We start from the raw sequence: 13,450 nt of genomic DNA, 5'->3' as shown, positions 1-13,450 counted from the left end.
TTCTTTTCGTTTTCCTACAGGCTTCCTTCGCGTTTAGCCGGTGATTCGATCACCTCCACCGGAAAGGATTCGCCGATGACCAACATGGCGCTCTTTGCAGAACAACAAGTTCGCGCCGACCTCGCCCGGCTGCTTTTGGCCGCCGTCGAAGCCAGCGGCCGTGCCCGCTGCGACATCGCGCGCGACGCGCAGATCCATAAGGATGCCCTGCGCCGCGTCCTTGCCGGCGAACGGTCGGCCAGCCTCGGCGAAGCCTTGCGCATTCTTGCAGCGTGCGGCGTCGCGCCGCACGCGCACTTGCTGCTGTTTCTCGTCAGCAGCGGCGATCACGCGATTGCGTGGCTGCAATCGGACCTCGCGCAATTCTTCGAGGACTTTTCCGGCGAACTGCCTTCAGCGCTCGAACGTGTCCTGGGCAACCAGGTTCACGATGTGAAGCCGCGCTGGGCTAAGGGCACGGCGCATCGTGTCGCCCGCCTGCTTTCCGATCACATCGACGAGCTTGAACGCAAGGACGCCCTGATTGGCGATGTCTTCGCCGGTACCGAAGGAGGCCATCGTGGGTGAAGAGATCGACAAGGAGGCAACAGAGCCCCGTCGGGTGACGCGTCTCATTCGCTTGCCCGAAGTGCAGCACCGCGTCGGGCTTGGCCGTTCAACGATCTATCGCTGGATGGCCGAGGGCAAGTTTCCGAGGCCTGTGCAGCTCGGAGGATACTCGGTTGCGTGGGCGGAAAGCGAGATCGACGGGTGGGTGGCCGATCGTATTAAGCACTCGACATAGCCACCTCGACGTATCCCCTGTGACCAATAGAAAGAGCCCAGCTACCGTGCAGTAGATTGATCAGCTGGGGAGGGTGCCTCGCGAAGCCGGCGGGCGCGTTCGACAAAATGCTCCATCTGCGTGGCAGCGTGCAAGGTAAGCGGATGCGGCTTCGCATCGGCACGCGGGGATATGAATTCCGCGATTTCTTCGATTGCTGCCAGCTGATTGGCGCTGGCCTTCGACAGAAGGCCGAGCACCATGTTCTCAAGGGCGATCACCCTGATGCGCAACTGGATCATTTCGGCATCGGAAAGTGGCGGAATATCCCATTTCTCACAATCGGCAGCGAGCGCTTCCTGCGGCCCGCAGGGCAATGCCCCGCCTTCGTCTTCCCAGCGCGACAGCGCACCGGCTTTTCCCGTTTCCGACATATGCGGTTCCTTTCATAAGCACCGAGGCGATTGTCTGCGCGCTGCTCACATAGCACAAAGCCATGCCGGGACGCGCCTGGCACGGCGACAGCGAAGCCGGGCAAACGGAACCCCGCGCGTCGGGTTGGTTTGCACGCGGGGTTCCTGAACGGCCCCTTGGGGGCACCTGCGACCCGCAGGGCGTCGGGGGGAGGCGGGGCCGTCCTTTCCTGATCTTGCGATGTTCGTTTGTGTTTTTGCCGAGGGTATCTCCTGGATAGCCGTGTCACCGGGAAACGCGTCCGATCACATACCTTCCATGTCGTGATCGGCCATCGAGGACATGTCATGACCCGCATGGGGATCGGCCGGCTGGGTCGCCTCGCTCGCGGGTTGCGTGCGTGTTGCTGGAGGTGCGGGTGTGGCAGTTGCGCGTGATGCGGGAGAGGCAGCGTGCCGTGAGGCGGGCGTGGCGGCGCCATTTGTCGAAAGAGCGTCCTCCCGAGCGGTCGCTGCCTCATCTTTGGAGGGAGAGGCTGCCGGATCGGCAAGACCCGCCTCGGGTGCCGTGCCAGCCACCACCGCAGCTTCGCCCATAGGCGAAACCTCAGCAGCCGGTGTGCTCTCCTGCGCTTGGTCACAAGCGGCGAGAGCGAACGTCAATGGCGCGGTCGCGAGAAATGCTATCGCGGTGTTCGATTTCAGAATTCGCATGTTATTCAACTCCTTCAGAGCCACGAAACGCCAAGATGGTCCGGTCCGTGCGCGAGCTCGCCGCCAAGGAACCCCTGGATGAGAACGAGTGCCGCCATGGAGAAGATCGACGCGCGCAACCATGCGCGGCTCTGGCTCGGCCTGCTCGCGAGGTATGCCATCGCAATACCGAGAACCGCGATCAGCATACCGGTCCATCGATGGACTTGCATGACAGTATCGCCGCCGAACCACAGACCGGTGTGAATCCATCCGAACAGAACTGCGACGACTGCGCCGATTGCTCCGCCGTAGACGAGTACGCGCACCGCACTTTCCAGGCCCGCTCCTTTCCGGCGCATCACGAACAATTCGGTGGCCGCAGCCATGAAAAACAAGGCGATCGGGAAGTGGATCGTTGCCGGATGCAGCTTTTTCAGTACGGCCATGACGCCGGTTTCGCTCTCATCCGCATGGCCACCGGCCTCGTCATGGGCTGCGCCCGCTTCATCGTGCGCGCCGGAGGACTCGCCAGCATCCGCAGTCTCGCCCATCTGCGCCATGGCCGCCTGGTCGTGCACATCGCCATTGGTGGCAGCAGGCGCGGCGCTCGCCTCTTCGCCGTGCTTTTCGTCGCCATGAGCCTGAACGGGTCCGACGAAGAGCAGGCTTGCGGCGAGCAGCGCCAGAAATGAGGGGGCTTTCATGTCTCGTATGTCTCCCGACCCTGCAGTTAAAGTGCGACCTATGTGCCTGATACGCACGGCAGCCGCGTGCCCCTCGCATTAATTTGATAGTTCAGCGCGACTGAAGTGCGCCCGGGTGGTCACGCTTGCTGGCGGCATCATCGCGATCGTCGAACGCATTCGGCTCCTGGCCGCGTTCGGCCTGGCGAACGAGGGTAAGGCGTTCGCCCACGCGAATAAGCCCCATGGGCTCAGGCGAGCTTGCTCTTCTTTGCGCGGCGGCGCAGCCTCGGCATCCGGTTCGCCAGCAGGACGAAACCCGACAGGGCTATGATCGTGCCGCCAATGCCGAACAGCAGCAGCCACCAACTGTTGATGCGGTCGCGCTCGGTCCAGTCCATGATGTGGAGGCCCCAGATGAAATCGAACAGGCGCCATGTATCGCTGCGCGCCGCCCCGAGCGTGCCGCTGGCGGCATCGATGTAGATGCGCGTCGAAGCCTCGTCAGCATAGGTGACCTGCCAGGCCGGAAAAGGGCCGCGAAACTCGGTTCCGATGGGGTCATCGACGATCCGTGCGGCCTCGATGGTCGTGCGCGGCCCGGTCCATGCGCGCAAGGCGATGGATTTTGCCGTTGCCGCCGAGATGGGGGAGAGTTTACGCCCAGTCACCGGATCGTGGAGGCTCACGCTACCGTCAACCTTGCGGACCTCGGTCACGGCATCGCCGTCGAGCGAACGTGTCGTTACCGCTGCAAGAGTACCGTCGTTTGCGACCCAGGCCGGGAGCGGGGCATCGGCGGGCAGCGCCTCTTGTTCACGCGAAACGACATGTTCGGAGCGAACTTCTTCCAGGTCGAGAAACGACATGAGGGCGCCGGTTCCCATCCACAAGAGAACCTGGACACCGACGAAAATCGCCAGCCATTTGTGGATCTTGCTGCCGAGCACATGCAGGCGCAGCTTCAGCGACGGCGTTGCCAACCGGTGCTACCTCTTCGAAAGCCGTAATCAGTTGCGCGGCGCGCGCGACGAGGAATGGTACTGGACGATTCTCCACCCGTCCGCATCGTGAGCAAGCACCGATGTCGCCACGCCGTCGCGCTCGATCACCCGGCCATCGCTAAGTTCGATGCGATAGCCATACGTCTCATAGGCATGGGCCATGTGCCCCATCCGGGTGACGGTCAGCGTGGGGTCGGTAAAGGTGAAGCTCACAATCGCGTCGAGCTCGGGGCCCAAATGGTGCTCCATGTAATTGGCAAAGCTTCCTTCGGCCTTGCCATTCTCGAAGATCGCCGAGTCCTCGGCGAAGAGCGCGCGCATTGCCTGCGCGTCGCGCGCTTCAAGAGCGGTGCGATAGGCCTTGAGGGTTTCTTCAGCGCCCGCGACATCGTCCGCCGAAGCGTCCATCGCGTGCATCTGATGGTTCGCATGGGAAGAGTGGTCCATCTGCTGCGCGAAGGCTGGCAGCGGTATCAGCGTGGCAACAAGCGCAGTCGCCGCGATGCGTGTCAAAGGCTTGGTCATGGAAGTTCTATCCTTTTTGAGATTTCAGAACCAGAATCGCACACCGACGACATAATTGGTGACGCTCGGATCCTCTCCGGCGGCCCGCGCAAAATCCGCGCTGTCGCCGATGCGCCATTCCTGGGAAACGCCGACATAGGGCGCGAATTCGCGTGCGAACTCGTAGCGAAGACGCAGACCTGCCTCGATCCGGTCGAGGCCAGCGCCAATGCCGAGTTCGGGAATATCCTGAGCGGAAAGTGCGATTTCGGCACGCGGTTGAAGGATCAGCCGCTGCGTGATGCGCTGATCAAGTTCGCCCTCAAAACGCGCCGTCACATCGCCCTTGGTGGAGACGAAGGCCGCGGCATCGACCTCGAACTGGTAAGGCGCGATCCCTTGGATACCGATAACCGCGTGCGTGCGTTCCGGACCGGTCAGGTCCTGGCGAACACCCGCCTGGAAATCGAAGAAGGGCGCAATGGCGCGGCTCCAGAGCGCCTGGACCTCGGCGCCTTCTATGGGTTCGCCGAAGCTGCCCTCACCCTCGGACTTGAACCAGAATTTGTCGATGTCGCCGCCATAATATCCCTGGATGTCCCACAGATATCCATCCTTCCCCTCGCGGGCGCGGTACTCGAGCCGGTCGCCCTGAAACCAGAAGCGCATTCCTCCGTCGGTCTCGCGGACAAGCTCGCGGCGCGCTTCGTTCATGGCTTCCTCGCCCCAGATGGCGACCGCCGCGCGCGCTGGGCCGCTCCCTGCTTCTGGAGGAGGCGGCAGCAGCGGGATATCATCGTCCGAGCCCATCTGCATCGCCGAATGGTCCATGCCCTGCCTGTCCTGCGAAGGCGTCTCCCCATGGTTCATCTGGCTGTGATCCATCTGCCCATGGTCCATCGACGAACTGGCCTCCGCCTGACCCATCTCGCCGTGATTCATCTGCGAATGATCCATCGCGCCTTCGGCGGGCTTGCCCTGCGGCATCGAGCCGTGATCCATTCCTTCATGACTTTCGGGCGATGCCTGTGGACGGGCAGCGTCCACAGGCATTGTCATGCCAGAATGGCCATCCTGAGCGGTCATCGCACCATGATCCATGGTTGAGTGATCCATCTGCGAGCGGTCCATGGCGGCTTCAGGTTGAGCAGCCGGTTCGCATGCTCCATCTGCAACCGGATGCCCCATCGCGCGATGGCGCTCGGCTTCTTCCTCGCACTTCGTCTTCGCGTCAGCCTGCGCCTCGGCGCTTTGCTGCGGCTCCGCCGGCGAATGACCGGCATGCTGCGCCGCCGCGGGGGAGGCGAGAACTGAGCCGGCTGCGACCGATGCGAGCAGGCTGACAATACGAATTTTCATGCTTCGCTCCCGTCGGGATTGGCGACCGTGACGATCTGAAACATCCCGGCATGCATGTGGTAGAGAAGGTGACAGTGGAAGGCCCAGTCGCCCGGCTCGTCCGCCGTCAGGTCGAACTGCGCGCTGCCACCCGGCTGCAGGATTACCGTGTGCTTGAGCGGTTGACGATCGGCCGGCGCGCCATTGACCAGCTCGAAGAAATGACCGTGCAAGTGAATGGGGTGCGCCATCATCGTGTCGTTGACGAGCTTCACGCGCACGCGCTCGTTATAGGCGAAACGGATCGGCTCGTCTGAGACGGCGGAGAACTTCTTGCCGTCGAACGACCACATGTAGCGCTCCATATTGCCGGTCAGATGAATTTCCATTCGCCGGGACGGCGTGCGGCCCTCGCGGTGTGGAGTCAGCGCGCGCAGCTTGCGATAGTCGAGCGTACGATGCGGCACATCGGCGAGACCGATGCCGGGATCGCCCATGCGGTCGACCGGGTTCATCGAGACCATGTCGAGACCGGGCCCGACCTTCACATCGGGCGGCAGAAGCGATGTGTCGCGCATCTGCATCCCCGACATGTCGGCCATGCCTGCCATCTCGGATTGGCCGGACGAACCATGATCCATCCCCGCCATGTCGCCGCCACTTCCGTGGTCCATGCCCGACATGCCGGCATCGCCAGACGAGCCGTGGTCCATGCCGCTCATGCCCATGTCGGCCATGGTCAGAAGCGGCGGATCGCGCAGCGGCGGAATGGCGGCGCGAGCGCCGGGTGCGCTCGCGAGTGTGGCAATACCCATGCCCGAGCGGTCCATCGACTCCGCGACCAGCGTGTAGGCTTGTTGCGCGCCCGGCGTCACGACGACGTCGTATGTCTCGGCCACACCGATCTGGAACTCGTCGACCTCCACCGGCTCGACGTTCTGCCCGTCCGCCTGAACGATGGTCATCGGCAGGCCGGGAATGCGAATATTGAAGAAGGTCATGGCGCCGGCATTGATGAAGCGCAGCCGCACGCGTTCGCCCGGGCGGAAGAGGTATTCCAGATTGTCGAGCGGGCCATGGCCGTTCAGAAGATAGGTATAAGCCGCGCTCGACACGTCGAGGATGTCCGTCGGCATCATGCGCATTTTCGCCCACATCCGGCGATCCTCGCCCGAAAGCGGGTAATCGTCGGTCCAGGTGTTCTGGTTGTAGTTGAAGTAGCCTTCGCCCTTCTTGAGCTTGTCGAAAATGGTGTGGGGCGACATGGCGCTGAATTCGCTCAGCACCACGATATATTCGCGGTCGGCCTGAACCGGATCGGGTCCGGCGGGATCGATCACGATCGCGCCGTAATGCCCGGCCTGTTCCTGCAGGCCGCTATGCGAGTGCCACCAGTAAGTGCCCGATTGGCGAACCGGAAACTCGGCGGTGAAGGTCTCTCCCGGTTTGACACCGGGGAAGCTCACGCCGGGCACTCCATCGAGCTGAAACGGCACGAGCAGACCGTGCCAGTGGATCGAAGTATCTTCCTCGAGCTGGTTATGGACATTGAGCCGGACGGTCGTGCCTTCCTGCAAACGCAACAGCGGACCGGGGATCGTGCCATTGACGGCGATCGCGCCGCCGCGCCTGTTGCCGGTCGCGAAGGCCGATCGGGCAACGGTGAGGTCGATATTGGGGCCGGATATCTCGTCCAGCCCCTTGCGGGCGTTACCTGCGAGGATGTCCGCGCCCCGTGCCCAGGCAGGCATCGCCCCGGCAAGGCCGAGCAGACCCATTCCTCCTGCTCCGGCTCCGAGAAACTTGCGTCGATTGACGGCGATCATAAAGGGCTCCTGACTTGGCGTTTACCGTTACTTACGCGCGCGCCCAGCCAACCCCTCAAAGTTTTTCGAAGCGCTCCTTCAGCCTGTTGCGCGCGCGATATACGCGGGTTTCGATCGCCTTTTCGGTCGTTCCGAGAAGATCGGCCGCCTCGGCCTGGCTACGCCCCTCGATGGTCACGAGCACAAGCGCTTCGCGCAGCCTTAAAGGCATTCGCGCGATCTCGGCCTGAACGAGATTGAGCTCTTCCCTGGAAACGGCCAACGCTTCAGGACCCGGCAAATCGTCGGCGATGGAATGGAGTTCGTCATCACCCGACAGTCCGAAAAAGCCTGCGACCTTGCGCCTGCGCAAACGGTCCCGGCAGCGGTTGAGGACGACGGTTGTCAGATAGGGTCCGATCGGCTTGTCCGGATCGAGCCGATGGCGCGTCAGCCACACCGAAGCGAGGCTGTCCTGAACAACGTCCTCCGCCTGAGAAGGAGAGGAAAGCATGCGTGTCGCGAGCGCGAGAAGCCGACCGGTTTCATGCTCGACGAGCTTGCTGAAAGCCCGCTTGTTACCGGCCCTCACCTGCGAGACAAGGGCCTCATCCGGATTGTCGCCCGCCCCCGACATGGCGCTTCAGTCGCGCGGGTCGCGGGTCAGGGCGTCGGAGACCTTGCGGTCGAACTGGCGTTGCTGCTCGGGTTCGAGAATTTCACGCATGTCGAAGACATGCCGTACCGTTGCTTTCTGCAGATCGCCCATACGCGCATGCACCTCGTCGATCGCGGCCGAAACCTCGGGACCGTACTCGTGCTCATTTTCCATCGCCTGGGCGAGCCGGGCATTGGCTGCGCGCGCCGATCCTTCGAGCCGTGCCCTTTCGACAGCGAAACGGGCCTCGAGCGCATCGAGACGCTGCTCCTGGTCGGCCGTCAGGGTGAGCTCGTCGTGCACGAAATCGTGGAGGCCGGAGCCGGCCTCGTGATTGGCCCAGCGATCCGCGGCAATCGCGCCGAGGCATCCTGCAAGTGCTGCGAGAAGCACCGCGAGAACGATATGCGTCGTCTTCAAACCCTATTGCTCCACATGGAGGAGCGCCGATGGGGACAGCTGTTCGCCGAGGATAAGACCCTCGCCAAATGACGCGGAAGACGTGCCATAGCCGCCGGGCCAACCGCTCGTTCCGGCGCCAGCTCCAAGCCCGACGACGAACAGACCGACGAAAAGGGCCGTCCGGCGGCGTCGGTCGGCGATTTCGCCAAGCTGTCCGGCGCGCTGCCAAACGCCATCCATGAAGTCGGCTGGGACCTCGTTGGCGGCGGTGGTGGAAAGCGTTCCGAGCACCGCATCAAGAGAGTGATTGTCACGCATCCGAAAAACTCCTGTGGGTTGCACGTGTCCTATACGCGCTCGCCTGCACAATCCCTTAAACTTCTTTTTTTGAGGGAATGTCCAGCGCCATACGTAACCGAGACGGGTCTGTCAGAATCGGGTCGAACCCGGGATGAATGGGAACCAGCTCGTGAACAATATCACCGCACCTGAAGATCACGGCGAATTTACGCCTCTTCTTGGCAAGAGCTTTCTGACGCCCCTTTACGACCGGGCGATCGGTCTGTTCACCCGCGAACATCTCTGGCGACAAAGGATTGTCGAAGAACTGCACCTTGTCCCCGGCGACCGGGTGATCGATGTTGGCAGCGGAACCGGCACTCTTCTCAAGGCCTTGATGACGGATTGTCCGGAAGCGGGTCTGATCGGTGTCGAACCCGACCCGGATGCGCTCGCGCTTGCGCGGCGCAAGTTTGGCGCGGGAGCCGATCTCGTGAAATGGCACAATGGCTTTCTCGAAAGCCTCAAGCTGCCCGCAGGGTGGCAGCCGAACAAGATCGTCAGCAGCCTCGTCCTGCACCAGGTCCCCTTGCGCAAGAAGCAGACAATCCTGGAAACCATCGAAAGCTTGCTCGTGCCAGGCGGAACGGTGTTGATCTCCGATTATATGAAGCAGGATAGCCCACTCATGCGGAGCCTCTTCCGGGCGACCGTCCAGTCTCTTGACGGCATAAGCGACACGCAGCCCAGCGCCGACGGCGAGGTCGAAAAACTATTCGCCGAAATCTTCACCGAGCCATGCCTGCTCCAACGGTTCCCGACGGCAACCGGGACGATCTCGCTATGGCGCGGATACAAGAAAGGAATTGCACAATGAATTTGAAAAAGCCTTCGCTGCTCCGGCGATCGATTAGCGGCGCGGCCTTGCTCGTGCTGGCAGCCTGTTCGAACGTGGCTCAGGCAGCGACCTATACGATGTTCAGGGACCCCGGATGTGGATGCTGTCTCAACTGGGCAGGCCATCTTGAAGATGGGATGAACGCGAAGGTGGCATCGGTCGATAGCAACGACATGGCGGCGATCAAGACAGCGCGCGGCGTACCGGAAGAATTGTGGTCGTGCCACACGATGGAGGTCGATGGATACATCATCGAAGGTCACGTGCCCGCCGAAGCCGTCGCCCGACTTTTGCGCGAGCGGCCCGACGGCGTTGCCGGTCTAGCGGTTCCGGGAATGCCTCTGGGATCGCCCGGCATGGAGGCCGGAAACCGGATCCAGCCCTATGAGGTCATCGCCTTTGGTCCGACCGGACAGAGCGTCTTCGCATCTTATCGGTGATTGTAAGGAACTGACGCCAGTGGCCGCGCGAGAAATAAGGGCGATGTCTCGTTGAAGAACAATCGCGCGGGAATAACACAGAAGCCCGGGACACCGGGACGGGCGCTAAGATGCCTGTCGATCATCCCGCTGGGTCCGGGGCCGGCTGCCCCGACGGTCCCGGACCCTTCCGTTTGCATAATTTTAGGACGCACGAAGTGGGAGAAATGCGATGGTAAAAGGATCAATCAAGAACTCGATATTCGCATGGGGCTGGACGCTCAGCGTGTTCCTGCTTGTCAGCTACCTCCTATGCATTGCCTTCGGAGTCCTCGCACCCGAGCGGTTTCACATGCACCAAGCCTGGGCTCCGTTGCTGCCATGGTTCGAATGGCTGACCCTGTCGGGATTTCTTGCAGGAGCGGTGGGCAGTTTTCTCTACGGCTGGTACATCGCACTCATCGCGGTCCCGCTGCACCGGTTTTTCCAGGCCCGGTTTTCCTGATTTGACGCGCTGAATATTAGGCGCACTCAGCGTGGACTGCCGTGCCTTGACGCGCCGCCATCGGCATCGCTGCAGGAAGAAAGAGCGCGCCGCCGGAAATCGATAGCTCAACGCGATTTCGGGGCCAGCCCAAGGATGGCTCATGCCCCGCCAGAAAATTTTTTGAGGGGTGAGCCGCTTCGCAACGTACTGCTTGTCGTGATGTTTCTCGGACGGGAGGACATCGACAGGGGAAAGACTTGCAGACAGATGGCAACGATCAACATGGGAAGAGTGCTGGATCGATAACGCTGCTTGGCGGTGTCGCAATGGGAACCGGCGTCATGATCGGCGCTGGTATTTTCGCACTGACCGGCCAGATTGCCGAACTGGCTGGACCGCTATTTCCGCTTTCTTTCATAGTCGGCGCCCTGGTCACTTCCCTAGCCGCCTACAGCTACATCAAGATGTCGAACCGCTGGCCCTCCTCTGGCGGCATCGCGATGATTCTTCAGAAGGCCTACGGACCGGGTGTTGTTGCAGCATCGGCATCGCTCCTGATGGCGCTGTCGATGGTCATCAACGAAAGCCTGGTCGCTCGGACCTTCGCGACCTATGCCTTGCGGCCCTTTGGGCTCGAGAGCAGCGGCATTCTGGTTTCCGTCGCGGCACTGGCGCTCATCGTCTTCGCCTATTTCGTGAATGCGGCAGGCAACAAATCGGTCAGCGGTTTCTCTCTCGTCATGTCGGCGATCAAGATCGGCGGCATCGCCCTGTTCGCGATTGCGGCGATCTGGGCCAGCGGCTTTTCGGGCGGCGCCTTCTCAGAGCCAGTCGCGCTTTCGGGTCTCGACGCGTTGCTCGCGTCGGTCGCCTTCTCGATCCTCGCGTTCAAGGGTTTCACCACCATCACCAACAGCGGCGGCGAAATCATCGATCCGCACCGAAATGTTGGCAGAACTATTATCATTTCGATCACAGTATGCGTGGTCGTCTACCTTCTGGTCGCGGTGGCGGTCGGAGCCAGCCTCAGCACTTCGGAAATAGCGCAAGCGCGCGATTACTCGCTTGCGGCAGCTGCGCGCCCCGCGCTCGGAGAGCTTGGGTTCTATTTCACAGTCGCAATCGCGATCGCAGCCACGACCTCGGGTGTCATCGCCAGCGTTTTCGCCGTTTCGCGAATGCTGACGATGCTGACCGAAATGAAGATGATCCCGCATAGCCATTTTGGGATGAAGGGACCGATCCGCAGTCACATGCTGGTCTATACCGTCGTGGTCGCCGGCACGCTCGCGGTCCTGTTCGATCTTTCGCGGATCGCCTCGCTCGGAGCGTTCTTCTATCTCGTAATGGACATGCTCGTGCATTGGGGCGTGCTGCGCGGTTTGCGGGAAGAAATAGGCGCGCGTGCCTGGATCCTCTGGTCGGCGCTCATGGCAGACGGCGTAGTCCTGACAGCTTTTGCCCTCGCCAAGCTCAAAACCGACCCTGCGGTCGTCGCCTATGCGGTCGCAGGTATTGCCGCAGTGTTCGGAGCCGAATGGTTCTATCTCCGTCGGAATCCTGCGCTGCGTGACATGCCCGCCACACACGATGCAGATCATCGATGATCGCCGCACTAATTCTCGCCATTGCACTTTTCCTGGCCTCGGTCGGCGTGCATCTGTCGATCCTCGGCGCAGGGCATCGCATGCTCGACGCACCCGGAAATTTCTCCGCCAAACTTGGGGTCGCGCTTCTCGTCCTGGCATCGCACCTGCTTGTCGCGACGCTCTTCGCTGGCGGTTTCTGGCTGGGCGCGGAGCTGGGCCTCGGCGGGTTCGACAAGACGCCGGCGATGAGTGCGATGGACTATTTCTATTTCTCGCTGATCAACGTGACCACGCTGGGGCTCGGCGACATCTACCCGACCGAGCACCTGCGCGTCATTGCCGGCGTCGAAGCCTTGACCGGCTTCGCGCTCATCAGCTGCTCGGCACAATTGTTCTGGACCATGATGAAGGAAGGAGAAAACGCATGACTGAAAGCACATCCCACTCGGATAAGGGAGGGGGCGGGAACTACTGGCGATTCATGGCCATGGTATCGACCTCGACCGTGATCATGTTCTTCCTGATGTACGCCAACAGCTTCGACATGGACGACGTGTTCTGGAGCGAGACGCGCTTCTGGATGATGTTCGTCATGGGCGCGATGATGATGGTGGTCATGCTTCTCTTCATGTGGGGCATGTACAAGGACCGGACCAAGAACTTCATCATCCTGGGCGTCGGAGCCCTCGTATTCGCACTCGCGCTATGGCTCGTACGCAGCCAGACCACGGTCGACGACACCGAATACATGGCCGCGATGATCCCGCACCACTCGATCGCGATCATGACCAGCGAGAGGGCGAGCCTGAAGGATCCGCGGGTTCGCGAACTTGCGCAGGCCATCATCGTCGCGCAGCGGCGTGAGATCGCCGAGATGAAATATCTCATCGAGGACATCGAGGAGAACGGTCCACGCACCGAAGAACGCCTGCCCGAGGAGATGCAGCAATGAACAAGATCGCACTTCTGACGCTTGCAGCCCTCCCGCTGGCGGCCTGCAACACCAATACCGCGGTCGGCAATGATCGCGAAGCGCAGCTCGATCCTCCGGCGACGGCAGCTCCGATAGAGAGTGCTGCGAGCGCTCTTGCCAACCTCAGCCCCGGCCTCATGCTGCCCGAGACCATGAGCGAGGCGGACCTCGCCGCGCTGGGAGCCGAAAACACGTGCCAGTTCCGCCTGACCGAGGTCGCTTTTCCGTCATTCGTCTACGACAACAGCGGTCGCGGGGCCATCAAGATCAACGGCAAGCTGATCCCTGTTACGGCAAGCGCCTCGGGTGAGTATGCGAATGGTGAGCTTCGTATCCGTACGCGCATTCTCGATGACGAAGGAGACGCGGGCTTGCAAATGCAGGAGCTCATCGTCGCCGGCCCCCGGATGAAGGACGAGTTCGGGTTCTGGGGGTACACGACTTGCGGCAACAGCGAAGCGTGAACACGAGCGAGCGGGCGCCGGCTTCCGTCGGTGCCCGCTCCATAATCATGATCGGCCCGGCAAGCGCGGCCGAAT

18 protein-coding genes are annotated in these 13,450 nt (G+C 61.8%); 9 read left to right on the top strand and 9 right to left on the bottom strand.

Features of this window, described 5'->3' with window-relative positions; all coding sequences use genetic code 11:
* Positions 1 to 75: 75 nt before the first annotated feature.
* The gene (locus E2E27_RS05065) at positions 76 to 567 is read left to right on the top strand and encodes a hypothetical protein (protein ID WP_098104924.1); all 492 of its coding nucleotides are present in this window, start codon (positions 76 to 78) and stop codon (positions 565 to 567) included.
* Entirely contained in the window at positions 560 to 784 is a 225-nt protein-coding gene (locus E2E27_RS05060; RefSeq protein ID WP_141457938.1) for a helix-turn-helix transcriptional regulator, read from the top strand. The genes E2E27_RS05065 and E2E27_RS05060 overlap by 8 nt, the downstream gene beginning before the upstream one ends.
* A 41-nt stretch (positions 785 to 825) precedes the next feature.
* Here the strand turns inward: E2E27_RS05060 and E2E27_RS05055 are convergent, their stop codons facing one another.
* The 9 genes from E2E27_RS05055 to E2E27_RS05015 form a co-directional block, all read right to left on the bottom strand.
* Positions 826 to 1,197, bottom strand: a complete 372-nt coding sequence (locus tag E2E27_RS05055; protein ID WP_098104451.1) for a hypothetical protein — start codon at positions 1,195 to 1,197, stop codon at positions 826 to 828.
* A gap of 707 nt (positions 1,198 to 1,904) precedes the next feature.
* A complete protein-coding gene (locus tag E2E27_RS05050; protein WP_009823986.1) occupies positions 1,905 to 2,576 on the bottom strand; it encodes a DUF2231 domain-containing protein in 672 nt (223 codons plus the stop codon).
* Positions 2,577 to 2,806: 230 nt separating this feature from the next.
* Entirely contained in the window at positions 2,807 to 3,538 is a 732-nt protein-coding gene (locus E2E27_RS05045; protein ID WP_009823988.1) for a PepSY domain-containing protein, read from the bottom strand.
* A 27-nt stretch (positions 3,539 to 3,565) separates the two neighbouring features.
* A complete protein-coding gene (locus tag E2E27_RS05040) occupies positions 3,566 to 4,084 on the bottom strand; it encodes a YybH family protein (protein WP_082924209.1) in 519 nt (172 codons plus the stop codon).
* Positions 4,085 to 4,108: 24 nt separating this feature from the next.
* Positions 4,109 to 5,422, bottom strand: a complete 1,314-nt coding sequence (locus E2E27_RS05035) for a copper resistance protein B (RefSeq protein WP_066761575.1) — start codon at positions 5,420 to 5,422, stop codon at positions 4,109 to 4,111.
* Positions 5,419 to 7,227: a copper resistance system multicopper oxidase gene (locus E2E27_RS05030; protein ID WP_141457937.1), complete on the bottom strand. Its 1,809-nt coding sequence runs from the start codon at positions 7,225 to 7,227 to the stop codon at positions 5,419 to 5,421. The genes E2E27_RS05035 and E2E27_RS05030 overlap by 4 nt, the downstream gene beginning before the upstream one ends.
* Positions 7,228 to 7,282: 55 nt before the next feature.
* Entirely contained in the window at positions 7,283 to 7,843 is a 561-nt protein-coding gene (locus E2E27_RS05025; protein WP_066761573.1) for an RNA polymerase sigma factor, read from the bottom strand.
* Positions 7,844 to 7,849: 6 nt separating this feature from the next.
* On the bottom strand, positions 7,850 to 8,284 hold the full coding sequence (locus E2E27_RS05020) for a Spy/CpxP family protein refolding chaperone (protein WP_008603940.1): 435 nt from the start codon (positions 8,282 to 8,284) through the stop codon (positions 7,850 to 7,852).
* 3 nt (positions 8,285 to 8,287) lie between these two features.
* Positions 8,288 to 8,584, bottom strand: a complete 297-nt coding sequence (locus tag E2E27_RS05015) for a hypothetical protein (protein ID WP_066761572.1) — start codon at positions 8,582 to 8,584, stop codon at positions 8,288 to 8,290.
* A 151-nt stretch (positions 8,585 to 8,735) separates the two neighbouring features.
* On the opposite strand from E2E27_RS05015, the gene E2E27_RS05010 reads away from it, so the two are divergent.
* The 7 genes from E2E27_RS05010 (at position 8,736) to E2E27_RS04980 (ending at position 13,375) form a co-directional block, all read left to right on the top strand.
* A complete protein-coding gene (locus E2E27_RS05010; RefSeq protein WP_229660409.1) occupies positions 8,736 to 9,422 on the top strand; it encodes a class I SAM-dependent methyltransferase in 687 nt (228 codons plus the stop codon).
* A complete protein-coding gene (locus tag E2E27_RS05005; protein WP_066761567.1) occupies positions 9,419 to 9,883 on the top strand; it encodes a DUF411 domain-containing protein in 465 nt (154 codons plus the stop codon). The genes E2E27_RS05010 and E2E27_RS05005 overlap by 4 nt, the downstream gene beginning before the upstream one ends.
* A 211-nt stretch (positions 9,884 to 10,094) precedes the next feature.
* Positions 10,095 to 10,367: a hypothetical protein gene (locus E2E27_RS05000; protein ID WP_010240151.1), complete on the top strand. Its 273-nt coding sequence runs from the start codon at positions 10,095 to 10,097 to the stop codon at positions 10,365 to 10,367.
* 308 nt (positions 10,368 to 10,675) lie between these two features.
* Positions 10,676 to 11,956, top strand: coding sequence for an APC family permease (locus E2E27_RS04995; RefSeq protein ID WP_234036294.1), 1,281 nt, complete (start codon positions 10,676 to 10,678; stop codon positions 11,954 to 11,956).
* Positions 11,953 to 12,366, top strand: coding sequence for a potassium channel family protein (locus E2E27_RS04990; RefSeq protein WP_054527894.1), 414 nt, complete (start codon positions 11,953 to 11,955; stop codon positions 12,364 to 12,366). Before E2E27_RS04995 ends, E2E27_RS04990 begins: the two co-directional genes overlap by 4 nt.
* Complete coding sequence (locus E2E27_RS04985; RefSeq protein WP_172807445.1) at positions 12,363 to 12,890, top strand: DUF305 domain-containing protein; 528 nt, start codon at positions 12,363 to 12,365, stop codon at positions 12,888 to 12,890. Before E2E27_RS04990 ends, E2E27_RS04985 begins: the two co-directional genes overlap by 4 nt.
* Positions 12,887 to 13,375, top strand: a complete 489-nt coding sequence (locus E2E27_RS04980) for a DUF6692 family protein (RefSeq protein WP_066761563.1) — start codon at positions 12,887 to 12,889, stop codon at positions 13,373 to 13,375. The genes E2E27_RS04985 and E2E27_RS04980 overlap by 4 nt, the downstream gene beginning before the upstream one ends.
* Positions 13,376 to 13,450: the final 75 nt, after the last annotated feature.

Source organism: Porphyrobacter sp. YT40 (genome assembly GCF_006542605.1).
Lineage (GTDB): Bacteria > Pseudomonadota > Alphaproteobacteria > Sphingomonadales > Sphingomonadaceae > Erythrobacter.
Note: the sequence above shows the minus strand (reverse complement) of the source record. Positions and strands in the feature narration are given on the sequence as shown.

Bases quoted from the DNA above. Each gene is read 5' to 3' on its own strand.
- E2E27_RS05050 (WP_009823986.1), bottom strand. From the start codon at position 2,576: ATGAAAGCCCCCTCATTTCTGGCGCTGCTCGCCGCAAGCCTGCTCTTC.
- E2E27_RS05000 (WP_010240151.1), top strand. From the start codon at position 10,095: ATGGTAAAAGGATCAATCAAGAACTCGATATTCGCATGGGGCTGGACG.
- E2E27_RS05055 (WP_098104451.1), bottom strand. From the start codon at position 1,197: ATGTCGGAAACGGGAAAAGCCGGTGCGCTGTCGCGCTGGGAAGACGAA.
- E2E27_RS04990 (WP_054527894.1), top strand. From the start codon at position 11,953: ATGATCGCCGCACTAATTCTCGCCATTGCACTTTTCCTGGCCTCGGTC.
- E2E27_RS05030 (WP_141457937.1), bottom strand. From the start codon at position 7,227: ATGATCGCCGTCAATCGACGCAAGTTTCTCGGAGCCGGAGCAGGAGGA.
- E2E27_RS05015 (WP_066761572.1), bottom strand. From the start codon at position 8,584: ATGCGTGACAATCACTCTCTTGATGCGGTGCTCGGAACGCTTTCCACC.
- E2E27_RS05005 (WP_066761567.1), top strand. From the start codon at position 9,419: ATGAATTTGAAAAAGCCTTCGCTGCTCCGGCGATCGATTAGCGGCGCG.
- E2E27_RS05025 (WP_066761573.1), bottom strand. From the start codon at position 7,843: ATGTCGGGGGCGGGCGACAATCCGGATGAGGCCCTTGTCTCGCAGGTG.
- E2E27_RS05065 (WP_098104924.1), top strand. From the start codon at position 76: ATGACCAACATGGCGCTCTTTGCAGAACAACAAGTTCGCGCCGACCTC.
- E2E27_RS04995 (WP_234036294.1), top strand. From the start codon at position 10,676: ATGGGAACCGGCGTCATGATCGGCGCTGGTATTTTCGCACTGACCGGC.
- E2E27_RS04980 (WP_066761563.1), top strand. From the start codon at position 12,887: ATGAACAAGATCGCACTTCTGACGCTTGCAGCCCTCCCGCTGGCGGCC.
- E2E27_RS05035 (WP_066761575.1), bottom strand. From the start codon at position 5,422: ATGAAAATTCGTATTGTCAGCCTGCTCGCATCGGTCGCAGCCGGCTCA.
- E2E27_RS04985 (WP_172807445.1), top strand. From the start codon at position 12,363: ATGACTGAAAGCACATCCCACTCGGATAAGGGAGGGGGCGGGAACTAC.
- E2E27_RS05040 (WP_082924209.1), bottom strand. From the start codon at position 4,084: ATGACCAAGCCTTTGACACGCATCGCGGCGACTGCGCTTGTTGCCACG.